Origin of the sequence: Streptococcus massiliensis DSM 18628 (genome assembly GCF_000380065.1) — a bacterium.
Lineage (GTDB): Bacteria > Bacillota > Bacilli > Lactobacillales > Streptococcaceae > Streptococcus > Streptococcus massiliensis.
Map to the genome: position 1 here is coordinate 37536 of NZ_KB904364.1, position 16576 is coordinate 54111.

A 16576-nucleotide genomic window follows, 5' to 3' on the forward strand; every position below is an offset into this window, starting at 1 on the left:
TACTCAAAATTTTAAGATTTTTTTGAGTTTCTTTTGAGGCTGAAATGGTCGGGCACAGGGTCGTCGCCCATTTTTGACCAAGGGTGGCAGCGGAGAATCCGTGCGATGCCCATGAGAACGCCCTTGGCGCCGTGTTTTTCAATCGCTTCAATCATATAATTGGAGCAGGTCGGACGAAAGCGACAGGACGGCGGAAAAATAGGCGAGATAAATCTTTGATAAAAGCGAACGGGTGCAATGAGAATTTTCTTTATCATTTCTTGGTGACAGCCAGAGTGTGGAGCTGGCTGATTTCCTTTTTATTGAGGCGGCGTGCTTCACCGGGACGAAGTCCAGTCAAGTCTAGCGTGCCAAAGCGAGTTCGCGACAGCTTATCCACTGGTAGACCGACCGCTTCAAACATCTTCTTGACCTGATGATTGCGCCCTTCATGAATGGTCAGCTGCACGACCGAACGATTTTTGGCAGGGTCAACCTTGATGATATCGTAGACCGCTGGCTTGGTTTTTTTGCCGTCAATCTCCAGTCCACGCGCCAAGGGACGCAGATTTTCCTTATTGGCAAGCCCCTGAACACGCGCCACATAGACCTTATCAATCTCATTTCTCGGGTGAATCATCTCGTCGGTAAAATCCCCGTCATTGGTCAAAATGAGCACGCCCGAAGTATCCCAGTCCAGGCGTCCGACAGGATAAATCCGCTCCTTAACCTGCGGCAGCAAATCAACCACGGTCTTACGCCCCTTTTCATCTGACACGCTTGAGATGACGCCACGCGGCTTATTGAGCAGATAATAGACCTTTTCTTCGTTGTAAATCGGTTGCCCCTCGACTTCCACGCGGTCAACCGACTTAATGGTCGTTGCGAGCTCACGTACCACTTGTCCGTTGACCGTCACCAAGCCCTTCTTAATCAAGTCCTCGGCTTTTCTACGACTGGCAACGCCCGCATGGGCGATGTATCTGTTAATTCTCATGTTCGTCTTCTTCCTCTATCCTTCTTTCTGCAAAGAGCTGCCCTTCCTCGGCTACCAATTCGGTTTCTTCCACTGCCGGCAATTCCTCAAGATGATTGATACCCATATAATCAAGGAAATAATTGGTCGTCACATAGAGATTGGGGCGACCCAGCACTTCCTTTTTGCCGTCCTCACGAATGAGCTCGAAAGCCTGCAATTTAGCAATGGCCCCGCTGGAATTAACCCCACGAATCTCGTCCACCTCGACCCGCGTAATGGGCTGCTTGTAGGCAATAATGGACAAGGTTTCAAGCGACGCCCGTGAGAGGCTCTGATTGATTGGCGCCTTGGAATAAGCCCGCAAAATCTCGGCAAATTCCTGCTTGGTCACCAGCTTATAGGTATTGGACGTCTCAAGCAGAGCCAGACTCGAATCCTCGTCCTTTTGGTATTTTTCGGCTAATTTCTCTAGACTTTGACTGACACCTGTCGGCGGCAAAGACAGGATGTCGGCAATTTGACGCAGCCGCAAGCCGTCCTCTCCTGCCACAAATAGCAGCGCTTCTATTTCTGATAACTTACTCATGTCGTTTTCCTATTAGATAAATCTCTCCAAAATTTTCTTCTTGTATCACTTGCACTTCCTGCACCTTGACTAATTCTAAGGTTGCCAAAAAGAGGGTGATGACCTCATTCATATCCTTGGTTTCTGAGAAAATCGCCTGCAAAGCCAAGCGCTTTTGAGTGCGACAACGCTCGCGCACCACATTCATCATATCCTCAATCTTATACTCGTCCTTGACAATGGTCGTGTGGCTCTTGCTAAATTCCTCTTGCTTTTTCGCCATAACCTTGGCAAAGGCCAAAAAGAGGTCAATCGTTGACTTGTCGTGAATGAGCTCCGCGTCTTCGTAAACCAGCTCTAACTTGGGCTTGGAATAATAGAGCGCCCGCTCTTGGTGCTGCTCTGCCATTTTCTCACCCAAGAGCTTGAACTTGCGATATTCCTCAATTTGCGATAGCAAATCCTGCTCTAAGTCATCTTCCTCATCGACAATATCCGCCACCTTGGGCAGGAGTTTGCGGCTTTTGATGAGCATGAGCTGGCTAGCCATAACCATATACTCGCCCGTCACTTCCAGCCTCATGGCTTGTAAGGTCGCCACATAAGCCAAATATTGCTCGATGACCTCGGTAATGGGCACATCGTAAATATCCATTTGGTATTTGGAGACCAAATGCAAGAGAAGGTCCAAGGGACCTTCAAAATCCTTAATCTTTATATCCATTATCTATATTTCTCTAATGTCAGACTGGTTTTCAGTCCTAAGTCTCGGGCAATATCGTGAATATCATGTCCTAAAGCACGCCGTCTCAGGATATGTTGTTCCCGCAATTTTTGGGCAGTCAAATCTTCGTAGCCGACTTCTTTTAAAAAACTTTCTAACTGGCGAAAGCCCCACTGACGAGAATAAGGACGGTCATTGTTCCCAAAGACGTAAATTCCTGTCATAAAAGGCTCAAATTCAGGTAACAATTCAGTCGGAATTTCTAGGATTCGCTGTTGACCAGCTTTTTGAATCCGTAAAATCCGAAAATCTAATTGAATATTTTTCACTTCTAGCTGTAAAGCCTCTGTCGGTTGCAAACCCAACTCAATAATGATAAGCGCCAAAAGGCGTCCAGAAGTCAAGCTGCTATATTCCCACAGCCGGGAAAGCTCTAAAAGCTCAACCGAACTATCTTCATTTACAGCCGGAGCGACTGATACTGTGGGCAAACTAATTTTATGAAATTGAGCTAGATTGCCATTTTGGTAAAGATAGAGGAGAAATTGGTTGACGGCAGAAACCTTACGTTTTTGCACAGTTAATTTAAAATTCTCCAAACTCTTTTCATATCGGCGCAGGTTTAGCTCGCTAATGCCCTTGTCACCCACCTCCTCAACAAACTGTTCTAGATCGTAGCGATAAGCTGCTTGAGAATTAGGTGCTAAATTTTTTTGTTCTAAAAAAGGTTGAATAGCTGTTTTCATTTTTTCTTCAATTCATATTCATTGGTAAACCCATGCAAAAGTGCATTAATCGCTTTTAGAATGGATTTTCTAGTAATAATACCCTGAAAAGTACTGTCTTCATCAACTACTGGTAGGAAAGACTCATCGACCAACTTGTGCATCACTTCAGTCAGACTGTAGTTCAAATCAACTTTGGTAACATTTTTCTTGGTCATATGAACAATATCTGTCTGGGCAAAAACATCCTCAGGCAGATTGTGATTCATTTGATAAGCTAAAATATCTGTTAAAGAAATTGTCCCGACAAACTTGTGCTCTGCTGTTACAACAGGCACACGCGAATAGGTCATTTGACTAAGCAAAAGAACCGCATGATCTGCATTGTGGGTATCCACTAGGACTGCTAAATTCTCTGCTGGCGTCAAAAAAGTCTCTTCTTGTTCCATCAAAAAAGCTTCAAATTCCTTAGCAATCATAAACGAGCAAACTCCTTTGAAAGACTTGGATAAAGTTTGTGATTTCGCGTATAAAAATCAACACGGAAATAATGGTCATCAATCTCCACCTTTGCATAGAGACACTCGTTAATCAAACCACGCGGTTGACTGATAGAACCCGGATTAAGAAAAAGAGTCTTTCCACTCATCCAAGCATCCGGAATGTGCAGATGTCCATACAGACAAATGTCTGCATTTTCCTCTTGAGCCCAGAGATCCAGTTTTTGAAAAGAAAAATTGATTTGAAATAGATGCCCGTGTGTTTGAGCAATTCTCGTCCCATTCAAATCTGTCACTAAACGATCTGGATAGTTGCCATAAAAATCCATGTTGCCAGCAACTACATAGATACCCTCCCACACAGAATCATCACTATGAAGCTCTGAATCTCCATTATGGAAAATCGCATCTACCTTGCCTAAATAACGTTCTTTAATCTCCTCGACTATTGCTCGGTCGCCGTGAGAATCACTCATAACTATGATTGTTTGCTTTGCCATCTTGGAAATTCCTCCACTAATTTTGCTACCGCAAGCGCGCGGTGAGATTGCTTATTCTTTTCTTCTAAGCTAAGTTCAGCCGATGTATGACCTGTTTCTCCAACCAAAAAGAGTGGATCGTAGCCAAAACCATTATCACCCTTTGGCTGAAAAGCAATGTAACCTGGCCAATCAGCTTCCACTACAAGACTTTCTCGGTCAGGACTAGCCACGACCAAGGTTGTATGAAAATGGGCAGCACGGTCTTTCTGCTCAAAAACCATGGCTAATTCATGAAGAAGTTTAGCATTGTTTTCATCATCCGTCGCATCTGTCCCAGCAAAGCGAGCCGACCAGACACCCGGCAAGCCACCCAAGATATCCACTTGCAGCCCCGAATCATCTGCCAAGACCATTTTACCCGTTAGCTGGCTAATGGTTTCTGCCTTGAGCCGAGCATTCTCCTCAAAGGTCGTACCCGTCTCCGCTACTTCTGGCAAGTCAGGGTAGTCGTTGAGATTTTCAACTTTATAACCCAGTTTTTCAAAAATAGCACGAAACTCACGAGTTTTTCCTTCATTGCGGGTCGCAATGAGGAGAGTTTCTTTGAGCTCTCCGCCAAAGAAAGAATTGGTCAAAACACCCCCTTCTGGCAGATGGACAAAAAGAAGTTGGTCTTTTTCAACCAAAAGGAGAGCTCCACTACGATTGAGCAACTGAACTTCACGATTTTCACGTTCATTCACCAAGCCAATGACAAAGCTAACCAGCTTTGCAAAAGAGCTGATCCGTGCCACAAAAAGGTCAGGTAAAAGCATCTGATTCCTTAAAGCCTCTCTTAGACTAATATAGTCATTCCAAAAACTATCGCCTCGATCTTCATCCTTGGGCTCAAAGCGCTGAAACATAGGCCCAAATCCGTCACCAAACTGAGCCAGATACCAGTCCTTGTCAGCCTTGTATTCATAAATTTTATTCGTCATAATGTCATATGCTCCACGTGAATTGAATAGTTAAGCCAAGTTTCGGCAATATCTGCAAAACTCTTAGCACTAGCTGTCGTATAAAATTGATGCTTCAGTTCTTGCTTGTCACGATTACGGTTGATTTCAAAATAATTGAGCAAAACGGAAACATCCCGCACACACTCTGCACCACTGTCAATCAATTTCACATCTTTACCCATAGCGTTTTGGATAATGGGCTTGAGCAAGGGATAATGGGTACAGCCCAAAACTAGCGTATCCACCCTACCCACTAAAGGTTGCAAACTCTTATAAATAACTTTTTTGGTAATGCTAGACGTTAATTGATTGGACTCCACCAGTGGAGTAAACTTGGGACAGGCCAGACTTTGAACATTCATCTCAGGCGACAATGCTTGGATTTTTTTGCGGTAAATATCTGACTGAACCGTCATGGGGGTTCCGATGACACCGATCTTTCCAGTTGTCGTGGACTTAATGGCTGCCGCTGCACCCGGTAAAATCACACCCAGCACAGGAATTTCCAGCTTTTCCTTGATTTCTTCCCAAACGACTGCTGTCGCAGTATTACAAGCAATGACAATCATCTTGACATCTTTTGTTAATAGAAAATTAACAAGCTGCCAAGTATAGGCTCTAATCTGTTCAGCAGGCCTTGGACCATAAGGAGCTCGTGCAGAATCACCAATATAGACGACTTCTTCATGAGGAAGCTGACGCATTAGTTCACGTACCACAGTCAGCCCCCCTACACCCGAATCTAAAAAGCCAATAGGGCGATTATCCATAAATATTTACTCACTCCTTTTAGTTATCATAATTTGAGTGCATTAAAACCAATGTAAACACTTCAGAATATTTGTAGATTACAAAAATCAATTATTTTAATACAACTAGAAAAGCCGAACAAACCCCGCCCGGACTCTTTCCAAGCGGAGTTTGTGCTCACTGAAAGAGGCGAATCCTCTTTTGGGAAGGCTGAAATAATCCTATTCAGCCTCATTTTCAATGTCTAATCTTTTTACCTTGACTAGTTTCAATTCTACTAATGAAACTAGTCATCAACTTCAGAAGCTCTCTTGATTTATCAAGCTCCTGATTTATTCTCTATTTTTTCTTCTTAGCGTTTTTTGCTTGTTTTTGTTGGCGGTTGATTTGACGAACCACTTGTTGAACTTTTGCTTCACTTGGTTTTTGTCCCATTGAGCTCATCATTGTCCGTATAACATCCTCATTAAGTGGAGGATTTTTTTCCAAATAGTCTTCCATTTGACGGCGTGCTAAAAACATACCTAAAAATGAACCTCCAGCAAAAGCTGCTACAATTAAAATCAGTGCTAGCCACAAAGCCATAATAAAATCTCCTCTAAATTACATTCTTCTTTCATTATACCAAATTTTGCTTATTTTTCAAAATTAAAGCCATAGAGTGTGACCAAATAATCTTCTGGCTTCTCCGCCCGCCGAATCATCTGAGCCTGGCCGTCTTCGCGCAGCAAAATTTCGCTGGAACGGAGCTTGGCATTGTACTGATAGCCCATAGAAAAGCCGTGCGCCCCTGCATCGTGAATGACCAAGGTATCACCAAGTCGGCTCTCAGGCAATGCTCGCCCAATAGCAAATTTGTCGTTGTTCTCACAGAGGCTACCGACCACATCAACTACTTCCAGCTGGCCGTCTGGATTGCTCATATTGCTGATATGGTGATAAGAGCCGTACATGGCGGGACGCAGCAAGTTGACCGCTGACGCGTCAACCCCGACATAGGTTCGATAAGTTTGCTTTTTGTGCGTCACCTTGGTAACCAAAAGCCCGTGCGGCGCCAGCATAAAGCGACCCAGCTCAGCAAAGATTTTGACCTGACCCAAGCCAGCAGGCGTGAGTACTCGCTCATAGACCTGACGCACACCTTCTCCAATCACAGCGATGTCATTAGCTGTTTCTTCTGGCCGATAATTGACACCGATACCGCCAGACAAGTTGATAAAGTCTAGGTCGACCTTGGTCTCCGCTACGACTTCCACTGCCAACTCAAACAACTGACGCGCCAACTCTGGATAGTAATCATTGCTGACAGTGTTTGAAGCAAGGAGGGCATGAATACCAAACTTTTTCACACCTAGCGCTTTTAACTCTTTGAAAGCCTGAATAAGCTGCGCCTTGGTCATCCCAAATTTGGCGTCTTCTGGGTGATCCATAATGTCCGTCCCCAGCTCAAACGTTCCGCCAGGATTGTAGCGGCAAGAAATAGTCTCTGGAATCCCCGCCACTTCCTGCAAGAAAGCAATATCTTCGTAGGCGTCCAAGTTAATAGTCGCGCCTAGCTCTCTGGCATATTGAAACTCTTCTGCTGGTGTATTGTTTGACGAAAACATGATGTCGCTCCCCTCAAAGCCCACTTTGTGGCTCATGAGCAGCTCGACATAACTGGCACAATCTACGCCGCAGCCTTCTTCTTGCAATATTTTCAGAATAGTCGGATTTGGCGTCGCCTTAACGGCAAAATATTCCTTAAAACCCTTATTCCAAGCGAAAGCCTGATTAACCGCTCGCGCTTTTTCGCGAATGCCTTTTTCATCATACAGGTGAAAGGGAGTTGGAAATTGTTTCGTAATTTCTGCCAATTTTTTAGAAGTAATAAATGGTGTCTTCATGGTCTCATCTCTTTCTAAGTTGTTGAACTATTATAACATAACTTTAGACAAGAAAAAACTCCGTCAACTGACGAAGTTTCAAAATTAGATGTTTATCATTTAGTCATTCCGTCCAAAAATACGTAAGAGGCTCAAGAAGAGGTTGATAAAGTCAAGATAAAGACTGAGTGCTAAAGATACAGCCCAACCATTGCTAACATTACCCCCTGCTTGCTCATAAACATAACGAATCTTTTGATTATCCCAAGCAGTTAAACCTGCAAAGACAAGAACAGTTACAATGCTAAGCATAAAGTCAAAAGCTGAACTTGCCATAAAGAAATTTACAATACTAGCAATGATAATTCCCCAAAGTGCTGCAATCAATGCTCGTCCCATACCTGACAGATCTTTTTTAACCACGCGCCCCATAGCAGCCATGACAAAAAAGAGAACCGAACTAGAGATAAAAGCTGAAAGCACTGTTCCTTGCGTATAACGCGCTACGATGAAACTGATAGTGAAACCGTTAAGAGCCGAGTAGCCCAGAAAAACTGGTAAGGCTGATGGGCTGTTTTTCATAGCCAAGCCAGAAGCCCAGAAAACTAGGATAAGCTCTGCAATGATAGATCCGTAAACTAACCAGCTACTTGTTGTTGCAATCGTAAATAAGGTATTCTGCAAAACAGTTAACATGAGACCTGCAACTAGGGCTGAAACTCCAATCCCCAATCCAACAAAAGCATAAACACGTGAGTAAAAAGCGTTGAGACCACTAGTCTCTTGAATGATTGTGTTATTGTTGTTCATAAATTCTCCTCTTTTCCAATAATTAATGTTTTAATTCCTTGCGATGGAAATGTTTGCGATTTTTGATAGCCATTCTCATAGGCGTCAGTGCTTCCTTGATCGCCCAATATTTGTCTACCATGGTTACGATATAAGCCTCTTTATAACGCGGTGGAGCTAATGTCGCCCCCCACATATGCTTGACAATAATGTCTTCTTCTTTTTTATTGAGATTCGTTATTTTTCTAGCATTACGAACAGCTAGGCGCGGATGCACCCAAGCATGACTTTTATTAAACTTAGTCACGCGCCAATCGTAGAAAAAGAAATCATGTAACAGTCCACCACGAGCCGTACTACGCGCATCCCAACCTAATTTTTTTGCAATTTTAAAGCTGGTGTAGCTAACATTGATCGAATGCTCTAAGCGATTAGAGTGCATATGTTGAGGAATATCCTCTAACTTTTGCACTTTAGGATTGGCAATCAGCTGTCCCACATGAGCCATATATTCTTTATCTTGGTGGTAGGTCATATCCTCACCTCCTATATCACTTTATTATACCGCAAATTCTAAATTTTAGCTTAAAGCAAACATTAAAATTCCTGCTGCAACTGCTACATTCAGACTTTCGGCTTGTCCTTTCATAGAAATATGCAGGAGCTGATCCGCATTTTCAGCCATCTGTTGGCTAATTCCTTGCCCTTCATTTCCCATAACTAGGACAAAATCAGTCATTTTATCCACTTCTTGATAATCAATAGATTGCTTGGATAAAGTTGTTGCAAGTATAGGAAGATGGCTAGACTTTGCGCATGTTAAAAAGTTCGGCAACTGCATCCGATAAATAGGTAAATGAAAATGACTGCCCTGCATGGAACGTAGGGTTTTCATATTATAGATGTCAGCCGTACGGTTAGAAATAATAACTCCGTCAAATCCCGCTGCATCAGCTGTACGAATCATGGTCCCAACATTTCCCGGATCCTGCACATCTTCAAGCATCAACCACTTGCCAGATAAGGCCTCGGGAACTTTTTGCTCACCAAAAGCAATCTCTGCGACAATCCCCTGAGGTGTTTTTGAGTCCGCTAGATCCGCAAGAACATTTTCTGCTACCCAATGAACTCGAGAAAAATTAGCCAAACGTTCTTCGTAGTCCACCAGAGCAAATATGGATAAGATTTCTGCACCATTTGCCAGCGCTTCCTCAAAAAGATGCCAGCCTTCAATCAAGTAGGAAGCTTTTCGGTGTTTTTTTTCTTGTAATTTTTTAGCTTTTTTTACCAAAGGATTGGCTTTAGAGGTTATAATAGTCATAGAACCATTATACCACACGGAGGTCATAAGATGAAAAAAGTACGCATGATTGCCCAAGGTCGCGTCCAAGGAGTCGGTTTTCGCTGGGGTGTTTTTAGCCTGGCTCAGGAAATCGGTGGCATCACTGGACGAGTCTGGAACCGAGATGACGGCACTGTAGAAATCCTCGCTCAAAGCGAAGACCCTAGTCTCATGGCAAAATTTATCCAAGAAATCAGAAAAGGTCCTACTCCATTTTCAAAAGTGACCTATCTAGACGTTACCATGAGCAACTTTGAAAGCTATTCTGACTTTAAAATTTCAAATTAGGTCGCAAGAACTATTGTTTATTTTACAAAAAAACAGTAGAATAGAAAGGTATATTTTTTAATGAATTAAAAATTTTACTATTCTTAGAAAAAGGAAAAAATAAAGTGAATAAATATTTAAAACGAATTCTTGGGTCAAGCATGATCCTAAGTGCTTTGATTTTTCTATCTGGCTGTGTCCAAGTCAAAAATGGCAAGCCCTACGGACTGATTTGGGACTACCTAGGCAAACCAATGTCACTTGCCATTGAATATTTTGCTAATAATCAAGGCTTAGGCTATGGTATTGGGCTGATTATCGTCGTTATTCTTGCTCGATTAATCATTTTCCCATTAGGGATTTACCAATCAAAAAATGCAACTTACCACTCTGAAAAGCGTAACTACCTCAGTCCAATTTTCACGCCGATCAATGAGCGTATGAAAAATGCTGAAACGCAGGAAGAAAAACTGGCAGCGCAACAAGAACTGATGGCTGCTCAAAAAGAGCACGGTGTCAGCATTATGGGAGGAATAGGCTGTCTTCCAATCCTCATTCAACTTCCTTTCTTTTCTGCTATCTACTTTGCCGCAGCTAACACACCCGGTATTAAAGAAAGCGTCTTTTTAGGAATTAACCTTGGTAAGCCAAGTATCCTCCTCACTGCTATTGTAGCGATTCTTTATTATTTGCAAAGTCGAATGTCTATGTATGGACTTGACCAAGAACAGCGCGATCAGATGAAAAATATGATGTACATGTCACCAATCATGATGATTATGTTCTCTATTGGTGCCCAAGCTGGGGTTACTCTCTATTGGGTTGTCGGTGGTCTTTTCCAAATCTTGCAACAACTCGTCATCAACTACTGGGTTCGTCCAAGCATGAAGAAAAAAGTAGCTGCTGAATTTGAAGCCAATCCACCCAAATGGGATAAATACAAGAACACTCGCACTAAAGACGTTACTCCAAAAGCGACTGGCGCTATCAGTACAAATCAGCACAAAAAGAAAAAATCTAATCGCAATGCTGGAAAACAGCGTTCTAGATAAGAAAAAAGGACAAGGTTCAATGAATCTTGTCTTTTCCTTTTTTACATAAAATAAAAACGCTGAGTTTAGCGTATTTATTTTAGTTTATTAGGCTGTTTTTTCGACTTTAAGAATTTTCACGTCGTAGCTGCCAACAGGTGTCTCAACGGTTGCCGTATCCCCTGTTTTCTTACCAATCAGGGCCTGACCGATTGGACTTTCATTTGAAACCTTACCTGCAAAAGCATCAGCTCCAGCTGAACCAACGATCATATAGGTCTCTTCTTCACTTTCACCGACTTCCTGAATGGTTACAGTCTTTCCAATCGCCACTTCATCTTTTGCAACAGCATCACTATCCACAATCTCTGCATAGCGAATTTTCGTCTCAAGACTTGAAATTTGTCCTTCAACAAAAGCTTGTTCGTCCTTAGCTGCTTCATATTCACTATTTTCTGACAAGTCACCATAAGAACGAGCAACCTTAATTCGTTCTACTACTTCTGGACGACGAACTAGTTTTAATTCTTCTAATTCTTGCTCCAATTTTTCTTTTTCTGCCAAGGTCATTGGGTATGTTTTTTCTGCCATAATTTTTATTCTCTTTTCTATATTTATTAAAATCAATAACATTATGCAGGTTGCCCTGCATAATGTTAATTGGATGAACTATTTTTGGTTAATTTACTGTTTACATGTTCTTCAACGTTTTTACTATGCTCTTCAAATGTTTGAGCAAAATAGACATTTCCTGTCTCAACATTTGCCACAAAGTAAAGATAATCTGTCTTATTTGGATTGATTGCTGCTTCAATAGCGGATTTACCGGGATTATCTACTGCCCCTGGCATTAGTCCTGCGTTTTTATAAACATTGTAAGGAGAATCAATCTCTGTGTTAATTGCTGCATCCTCGGCTAGACTTGTCTTTTGACCAAGTTTGCCTTGTGCATAAAGGATAGCAATATTGCTTTGCAATGGCATGCCTTGATTGAGACGATTGTAGAAGACACTGGCAATATTCTTACGATCTGTATCAGTAGCTCCCTCTTTCTCAACCAATGAAGCAATTGTTAAAGCCTCGTTGACGGTCAGGTTTTTGCTAGTCAGAACGCCATAATAGTTTGTCATGGTTTGGTTCATCGTTGCAAGCATTTGATCAATCAGATCTTCCACAGTCGTTTCCTGACCATAGTTATAGGTCGCTGGGAAAAGATAGCCTTCTAAGCGATATTTAACACCTGTATCCTTAGCTGGAAGACTTCCTAAAAGCTGTGGATATTTAGCAATTTCACGATTGATAAAAGCATCGTCTTGTATCGCCTTCAGAAAATCAGCCGCTTTAAATGGAGTTTTTTCCTTCTTTTTTGAAGCAGCATTAACTGTTACAGTTTGGGCAATCTGGTCAATCGTATAACCTTCTGGAATTGTTACTCTACCAATTACCGGAGGTTGTGGTGTATCTGTTCCACCTTCCTCTAATTTCTTGGCAATTGTGTCTAGATCCATACTCTTTTGTAGATTGTAGTAGCCTGATTGGAAATTCCCATAATTTTTAAATTTTGTATAGAAATTAAAAATCTGCGCACTTTTAATCAAACCAGCCTTTTCAAGAACTGTTCCGACCTGCTTATTACCAGAGCCTTTCGGAATTTCTACAGTGACATACTTAGTATCCTTAGTATTTACCGGTTCTAGACCAGATGAAACAAAACGATAGGCCATAAAACCAGTTACAGCAAGACCTAACAAGACAAGAGCAGTCACGCTCCAAATGATCCGACTAACAATCTTATTTTTCTTCTTAGCCTTATGGTACTTGCTAGCGGCATGCTTAGCACGAGATCGTGTTACAGGCTCGTCTTTTGCTTCCTCATGTGGTGCGACAAATACACTAGGCTGAACATCCCGCTTTTTCTCCAAAGATTGTGCCGAAAGGTTAGTCTTCACATCATCAGGCTGAGAGGGCTGTTCTGTTTGTTCAGACGCTAAATCTTCTTGTGAAGGCGTCTGCAAGTCTTCTTGAGGAATATTCTCCGTTACTGGCTGGCTATCTGTCCGATAGGAAACAGACAACTTACGCGTATATGCTTCTTCTTGTTCTGGTTCCTGTGATTCAACTTGGTTTCTCTCTTTAGTAAACAACTGATCCAAGCTAGAATCAGTCAACTGACTAGCATTATTCACAGAAAGAGGTTGTTCCTCTAACTCATCACGAGTGCCAAGTTCATGAAGCATTTCATCTGAGTCTAACTGCTGATTTTTAGAAAGATCAGTCCGTTTTAAGTCCCTTAAAATCTGATCCTTAAAACTCAGTTTTTCCTCATTTTCTTTATTATGATCAGTCAAATACCTGACCTCCTTTTAAGAGTTGAGCTCGTTCAGCCAGAAAAAAGGGTGAACCTGATTTCCATTTATAGCTAAACGCGCTATTAGGATTGTAGCAACAAAAGTGCCCCTATCCATAATCTCTAATATTATATCTTAAACAGCCTATAAATGCAACGACTTTCTTTGGTTAAACTGGAGCTTCCCAAACCATATCATACCAGATCTCACCAGCATAAGTCGATGCAGATAAACCTTCATTGACAAAACCATGTTTTTCATAGTAGTGAATCAGATAATCGTGACAGGTTAGGTTAATCCCTAATCGTCCATCTTGAACCGCTATTTTCTTCATTGCTTCAATGAGTTTCCGTCCGAGACCCAGACTCTGTGCTTCTGGCGCAATGGAAAGGCTAGTGATTGAAATATAACCATTTGGTAGATGACTAAGATCTTCAACTTTCTCAAAAGAGGAATCTATCAAATAGCGCTCTGGGCGAACAGGTCCTTCTAAGTAGCCTTGAATTTTTCCATCAACTTCTGCTACTAAAAAACTAGTTTGAATCTTTTTAATGTGATCCGCCAAAGCTTCACGACTAATCGCTTCTTCGGAACTAAAATTTGCCCATTCAATCGCTACGATCTCGTCTAAATCCCTAAGTTGTGCCCGCCTAATCTGCATCATCTGCTCCTTTATAATCAGAGTTTTCCCAGACCATGTCGTACCAAGTCGCACCGCCGTGGCTTGAATCGGACTCTCCCTCATCATTAAAACCATTCATCTCATAGTAAGAAATAAGATAATCATGACAGGTTAAGCTGACCCCTGCACGGTTTTGCTCCTTAGCAATCTCTTTTAAAGCCGCCAGAAGCAAGGTTCCTAGTCCTTGTCCTTTGTAAGCAGGAGAAATGGATAAACTTTGAATTGCAATATAGCCACCTGTCGGTGGATTTCTGACAACCTGTTCAAAAAGATCATCTGTTAGGTGACGGTTAGCAACGGCTGGTCCAACCACATAGCCGGCCAACTGGTTTTCTACTTCAACGACTAAAAAAGTATCTGCTATAAGAGAAAGCCGCTGACGCAAAGCTGCTGGACTAGCTGCTTCTTCTGGGCTAAAATTTTCTTCTTCAATACGCACGATGTCCTCCCAATCACTTGGCAGGACATTACGAATGAAGGTATTTTCATTAACTTCTATTTTCATGCTATTGTACATTACTGCTTAGGTTTGACAAGAGGTGCTCAAAAGAGTATTCATAAGTTTGAATGTCGCCTGCCCCCATAAAGACATAGACTGCATTGTCATGATCCAGCAGCGGGGACACATTGTCCACAGTGATGACTTGCGCTTTCTTGACAATCTTAGCCGCCAAGTCTTCGACCTTGACATCACCGTGGTCAACCTCACGCGCAGACCCGTAGATTTGCGCCAAATAAACCGCGTCTGCTTGGTTGAGTGCTTCTGCAAATTCGTCTAAAAGGGCAATGGTTCGCGTAAAGGTATGCGGTTGGAAAATTGCTACGATTTCCTTGCTTGGATATTTTTGGCGAGCCGCATCTAAGGTAGCTATGATTTCTGTTGGGTGATGGGCAAAATCATCAATAATCGTCGTACCATTAACGATTTTCTCAGTGAAGCGACGTTTGACACCAGAAAAAGTCACTAAATGCTTTCTTACCAGATTTAAATCAAAGCCCGCTGTGTAAAGCAAACCAATCACAGCTGTTGCATTCATAATATTGTGACGACCAAAGGTTGGAATCTTAAACTCACCCAGTTCTTTTCCACGGAAGGAAACCTTAAAGCTAGAACCTGTCGTTGAGCGCAGCAGGTCATGGGCAACAAAATCATCACCTTCATTAAAACCATAGTAATAAATCGGCGCATCTGACTTAATGCGACGGAGATTTTCATCTTCGCCATAGACAAAAAGTCCTTTGGTAATCTGCTTAGCGTAATCATTAAAGGCATTAAAGACGTCTTCAAGACTTGTAAAATAATCTGGATGATCGAAGTCAATATTGGTGATGATTGAATATTCTGGGTGATAAGGCATAAAGTGGCGCTCGTATTCATCTGATTCAAAGACAAAGTACTCAGTCCCCACAGAACCACGCCCAGTTCCATCTCCAATCAGATAAGAGGTATCTGTGATATTTGAGAGGACATGCGACAAAATCCCTGTCGTTGAAGTCTTTCCATGAGCTCCAGCTACACCAAAGCTAGTGAACTGGCGCATGAACTCTCCTAAAAATTCGTGATAACGCTTATAGATCAAGCCATTTTTATCCGCATAGGCAATTTCCACATTGTTATCTGGACGAAAAGCATTCCCAGCTATAATCTCAATATCGCCTGTAAGATTTTTCTCATCAAAAGGAAAAATAGCAATTCCTGCCTGCTCTAGTCCACGTTGGGTAAAATAATATTTTTCCACATCGCTTCCCTGAACCTTATAGCCCATTTGATGAAGCATAAGGGCAAGAGCACTCATGCCTGATCCTTTAATTCCGATAAAATGGTAGGTTTTTGTCATAATATTTGCTATCTCTTTTCTTTTAATTCTGATCATCTAACTGAGTCAGGTTTAGTTCCTGAGCAATTTTGCGTTCACGTTGGCTAGGTTGTTCTTTTTGATTATAAATCTGACTTTTCTTCAGGAAGTCGTAATTATTTTTCTTAGGTTTTTCAGTCGGTTGAATTTGCTGCTCACGATTATAGGTTGGAGCAATATCAGCCAAAATATAGTTATCTTGGTGTAAATTTTGACCTAATCGAGTGAACTTCCCTGCCTCTTCCTTTACCAACAGAGCAGTTGGCTTGCTAGTTACTTTCTGTTTTTTACTGAAATTATGCGTTTTAGCAGGAGCATCAGAGCGCAAATAGGCCGCTGAACGCTTCTTTTTCAAATCTGCTCGCGCTTCCTCACGCGCTAATTCTGCATAGGTCTTAGTAGGTTTCAACTCTTCTCTTAGATTGGTTGGATGTGGCGCCTGAGTGCTACCTGCGATAGGCTGCCAATCCAAATAATTTTTCTCAACATAGTCACCTAAAATATTACTAATCAAGTCACTATCATCATAGAGATTCATCTGCGGCATTGGCGTAAGCATAGGCTCACCGTCTGCCACAAGGGGAAATAATTTTTCTGTCATTCTTCTTTCCTCTTCTTTTTACTCATGAGGGCAAATCTTATTTCAACACTTCATTATAACCTATTTAGCTGAATTTTCAAGACCTAGCAT

Annotated in this window: 22 protein-coding genes; 2 read left to right on the forward strand and 20 right to left on the reverse strand. The window is 42.0% G+C overall.

From position 1 onward, the window contains the following. Positions 1–11 precede the first annotated feature (11 nt). From yidD to A3I3_RS0100290, 14 genes are all read right to left on the reverse strand, one after another. Positions 12–257: a membrane protein insertion efficiency factor YidD gene (gene yidD, locus A3I3_RS0100225; protein ID WP_018370729.1), complete on the reverse strand. Its 246-nt coding sequence runs from the start codon at positions 255–257 to the stop codon at positions 12–14. After that, complete coding sequence (locus A3I3_RS0100230; RefSeq protein WP_018370730.1) at positions 254–976, reverse strand: pseudouridine synthase; 723 nt, start codon at positions 974–976, stop codon at positions 254–256. The genes yidD and A3I3_RS0100230 overlap by 4 nt, the downstream gene beginning before the upstream one ends. Further along, positions 966–1544 (reverse strand): SMC-Scp complex subunit ScpB, encoded by a 579-nt coding sequence (gene scpB / locus A3I3_RS0100235; RefSeq protein WP_018370731.1) that lies wholly within the window; start codon positions 1542–1544, stop codon positions 966–968. The genes A3I3_RS0100230 and scpB overlap by 11 nt, the downstream gene beginning before the upstream one ends. Continuing rightward, positions 1537–2247, reverse strand: coding sequence for a segregation/condensation protein A (locus A3I3_RS0100240; protein WP_018370732.1), 711 nt, complete (start codon positions 2245–2247; stop codon positions 1537–1539). Before A3I3_RS0100240 ends, scpB begins: the two co-directional genes overlap by 8 nt. Continuing rightward, the gene (gene xerD, locus A3I3_RS0100245) at positions 2247–2993 is read right to left on the reverse strand and encodes a site-specific tyrosine recombinase XerD (RefSeq protein ID WP_018370733.1); all 747 of its coding nucleotides are present in this window, start codon (positions 2991–2993) and stop codon (positions 2247–2249) included. The genes A3I3_RS0100240 and xerD overlap by 1 nt, the downstream gene beginning before the upstream one ends. Then, positions 2990–3451, reverse strand: coding sequence for a cyclic-di-AMP-binding protein CbpB (gene cbpB, locus A3I3_RS0100250; RefSeq protein ID WP_018370734.1), 462 nt, complete (start codon positions 3449–3451; stop codon positions 2990–2992). Before cbpB ends, xerD begins: the two co-directional genes overlap by 4 nt. Further along, positions 3448–3972: a metallophosphoesterase gene (locus A3I3_RS0100255; protein ID WP_018370735.1), complete on the reverse strand. Its 525-nt coding sequence runs from the start codon at positions 3970–3972 to the stop codon at positions 3448–3450. The genes cbpB and A3I3_RS0100255 overlap by 4 nt, the downstream gene beginning before the upstream one ends. Beyond that, positions 3951–4934: a nucleoside-triphosphate diphosphatase gene (locus A3I3_RS0100260; RefSeq protein ID WP_018370736.1), complete on the reverse strand. Its 984-nt coding sequence runs from the start codon at positions 4932–4934 to the stop codon at positions 3951–3953. The genes A3I3_RS0100255 and A3I3_RS0100260 overlap by 22 nt, the downstream gene beginning before the upstream one ends. Then, positions 4931–5725 (reverse strand): glutamate racemase, encoded by a 795-nt coding sequence (gene racE / locus A3I3_RS0100265; RefSeq protein WP_018370737.1) that lies wholly within the window; start codon positions 5723–5725, stop codon positions 4931–4933. Before racE ends, A3I3_RS0100260 begins: the two co-directional genes overlap by 4 nt. 319 nt (positions 5726–6044) lie before the next feature. Next, positions 6045–6290, reverse strand: a complete 246-nt coding sequence (locus A3I3_RS0100270) for a YneF family protein (protein WP_018370738.1) — start codon at positions 6288–6290, stop codon at positions 6045–6047. Between the two features lie 50 nt (positions 6291–6340). Then, positions 6341–7591 carry a diaminopimelate decarboxylase gene (locus A3I3_RS0100275; protein WP_018370739.1) on the reverse strand — a complete coding sequence of 417 codons (1251 nt, stop codon included), beginning with the start codon at positions 7589–7591 and terminating at the stop codon, positions 6341–6343. Between the two features lie 99 nt (positions 7592–7690). Further along, positions 7691–8380 (reverse strand): Bax inhibitor-1/YccA family protein, encoded by a 690-nt coding sequence (locus A3I3_RS0100280; RefSeq protein ID WP_018370740.1) that lies wholly within the window; start codon positions 8378–8380, stop codon positions 7691–7693. A 22-nt stretch (positions 8381–8402) separates the two neighbouring features. Next, a complete protein-coding gene (locus A3I3_RS0100285; RefSeq protein ID WP_018370741.1) occupies positions 8403–8894 on the reverse strand; it encodes an HD domain-containing protein in 492 nt (163 codons plus the stop codon). 45 nt (positions 8895–8939) lie between these two features. Then, positions 8940–9680 (reverse strand): TrmH family RNA methyltransferase, encoded by a 741-nt coding sequence (locus A3I3_RS0100290; RefSeq protein WP_018370742.1) that lies wholly within the window; start codon positions 9678–9680, stop codon positions 8940–8942. 30 nt (positions 9681–9710) lie between these two features. Between A3I3_RS0100290 and A3I3_RS0100295 the strand changes: the two genes are divergently transcribed. Both A3I3_RS0100295 and yidC read left to right on the forward strand, forming a co-directional pair. Further along, entirely contained in the window at positions 9711–9989 is a 279-nt protein-coding gene (locus tag A3I3_RS0100295; RefSeq protein ID WP_018370743.1) for an acylphosphatase, read from the forward strand. Positions 9990–10129: 140 nt separating this feature from the next. Then, positions 10130–11020: a membrane protein insertase YidC gene (gene yidC / locus A3I3_RS0100300; protein ID WP_051073097.1), complete on the forward strand. Its 891-nt coding sequence runs from the start codon at positions 10130–10132 to the stop codon at positions 11018–11020. 87 nt (positions 11021–11107) lie between these two features. Here yidC and greA read toward each other — a convergent pair whose 3' ends face one another. From greA to zapJ, 6 genes are all read right to left on the reverse strand, one after another. Continuing rightward, positions 11108–11590, reverse strand: coding sequence for a transcription elongation factor GreA (greA, locus tag A3I3_RS0100305; protein WP_018370745.1), 483 nt, complete (start codon positions 11588–11590; stop codon positions 11108–11110). Between the two features lie 65 nt (positions 11591–11655). Continuing rightward, positions 11656–13347 (reverse strand): endolytic transglycosylase MltG, encoded by a 1692-nt coding sequence (gene mltG / locus A3I3_RS0100310; protein WP_018370746.1) that lies wholly within the window; start codon positions 13345–13347, stop codon positions 11656–11658. Between the two features lie 169 nt (positions 13348–13516). Next, a complete protein-coding gene (locus A3I3_RS0100315; protein ID WP_018370747.1) occupies positions 13517–14008 on the reverse strand; it encodes a GNAT family N-acetyltransferase in 492 nt (163 codons plus the stop codon). Next, positions 13998–14534 carry a GNAT family N-acetyltransferase gene (locus A3I3_RS0100320; protein ID WP_174222130.1) on the reverse strand — a complete coding sequence of 179 codons (537 nt, stop codon included), beginning with the start codon at positions 14532–14534 and terminating at the stop codon, positions 13998–14000. The genes A3I3_RS0100315 and A3I3_RS0100320 overlap by 11 nt, the downstream gene beginning before the upstream one ends. 1 nt (position 14535) lies before the next feature. Further along, entirely contained in the window at positions 14536–15867 is a 1332-nt protein-coding gene (gene murC, locus A3I3_RS0100325; RefSeq protein ID WP_018370749.1) for a UDP-N-acetylmuramate--L-alanine ligase, read from the reverse strand. 22 nt (positions 15868–15889) lie between these two features. Continuing rightward, positions 15890–16486 (reverse strand): divisome accessory protein ZapJ, encoded by a 597-nt coding sequence (gene zapJ, locus A3I3_RS0100330; RefSeq protein WP_018370750.1) that lies wholly within the window; start codon positions 16484–16486, stop codon positions 15890–15892. Positions 16487–16576 lie beyond the last annotated feature (90 nt).

Excerpts from the sequence above, each read along its gene's own strand:
- zapJ (WP_018370750.1), bottom strand. The coding sequence starts at position 16,486 with ATGACAGAAAAATTATTTCCCCTTGTGGCAGACGGTGAGCCTATGCTT.
- A3I3_RS0100255 (WP_018370735.1), bottom strand. The coding sequence starts at position 3,972 with ATGGCAAAGCAAACAATCATAGTTATGAGTGATTCTCACGGCGACCGA.
- xerD (WP_018370733.1), bottom strand. The coding sequence starts at position 2,993 with ATGAAAACAGCTATTCAACCTTTTTTAGAACAAAAAAATTTAGCACCT.
- A3I3_RS0100260 (WP_018370736.1), bottom strand. The coding sequence starts at position 4,934 with ATGACGAATAAAATTTATGAATACAAGGCTGACAAGGACTGGTATCTG.
- A3I3_RS0100275 (WP_018370739.1), bottom strand. The coding sequence starts at position 7,591 with ATGAAGACACCATTTATTACTTCTAAAAAATTGGCAGAAATTACGAAA.
- A3I3_RS0100295 (WP_018370743.1), top strand. The coding sequence starts at position 9,711 with ATGAAAAAAGTACGCATGATTGCCCAAGGTCGCGTCCAAGGAGTCGGT.
- A3I3_RS0100285 (WP_018370741.1), bottom strand. The coding sequence starts at position 8,894 with ATGACCTACCACCAAGATAAAGAATATATGGCTCATGTGGGACAGCTG.
- cbpB (WP_018370734.1), bottom strand. The coding sequence starts at position 3,451 with ATGATTGCTAAGGAATTTGAAGCTTTTTTGATGGAACAAGAAGAGACT.
- yidC (WP_051073097.1), top strand. The coding sequence starts at position 10,130 with ATGATCCTAAGTGCTTTGATTTTTCTATCTGGCTGTGTCCAAGTCAAA.
- A3I3_RS0100280 (WP_018370740.1), bottom strand. The coding sequence starts at position 8,380 with ATGAACAACAATAACACAATCATTCAAGAGACTAGTGGTCTCAACGCT.
- A3I3_RS0100240 (WP_018370732.1), bottom strand. The coding sequence starts at position 2,247 with ATGGATATAAAGATTAAGGATTTTGAAGGTCCCTTGGACCTTCTCTTG.
- A3I3_RS0100315 (WP_018370747.1), bottom strand. The coding sequence starts at position 14,008 with ATGCAGATTAGGCGGGCACAACTTAGGGATTTAGACGAGATCGTAGCG.
- A3I3_RS0100290 (WP_018370742.1), bottom strand. The coding sequence starts at position 9,680 with ATGACTATTATAACCTCTAAAGCCAATCCTTTGGTAAAAAAAGCTAAA.
- greA (WP_018370745.1), bottom strand. The coding sequence starts at position 11,590 with ATGGCAGAAAAAACATACCCAATGACCTTGGCAGAAAAAGAAAAATTG.
- murC (WP_018370749.1), bottom strand. The coding sequence starts at position 15,867 with ATGACAAAAACCTACCATTTTATCGGAATTAAAGGATCAGGCATGAGT.
- A3I3_RS0100320 (WP_174222130.1), bottom strand. The coding sequence starts at position 14,534 with ATGAAAATAGAAGTTAATGAAAATACCTTCATTCGTAATGTCCTGCCA.
- A3I3_RS0100270 (WP_018370738.1), bottom strand. The coding sequence starts at position 6,290 with ATGGCTTTGTGGCTAGCACTGATTTTAATTGTAGCAGCTTTTGCTGGA.
- A3I3_RS0100230 (WP_018370730.1), bottom strand. The coding sequence starts at position 976 with ATGAGAATTAACAGATACATCGCCCATGCGGGCGTTGCCAGTCGTAGA.
- yidD (WP_018370729.1), bottom strand. The coding sequence starts at position 257 with ATGATAAAGAAAATTCTCATTGCACCCGTTCGCTTTTATCAAAGATTT.
- racE (WP_018370737.1), bottom strand. The coding sequence starts at position 5,725 with ATGGATAATCGCCCTATTGGCTTTTTAGATTCGGGTGTAGGGGGGCTG.
- scpB (WP_018370731.1), bottom strand. The coding sequence starts at position 1,544 with ATGAGTAAGTTATCAGAAATAGAAGCGCTGCTATTTGTGGCAGGAGAG.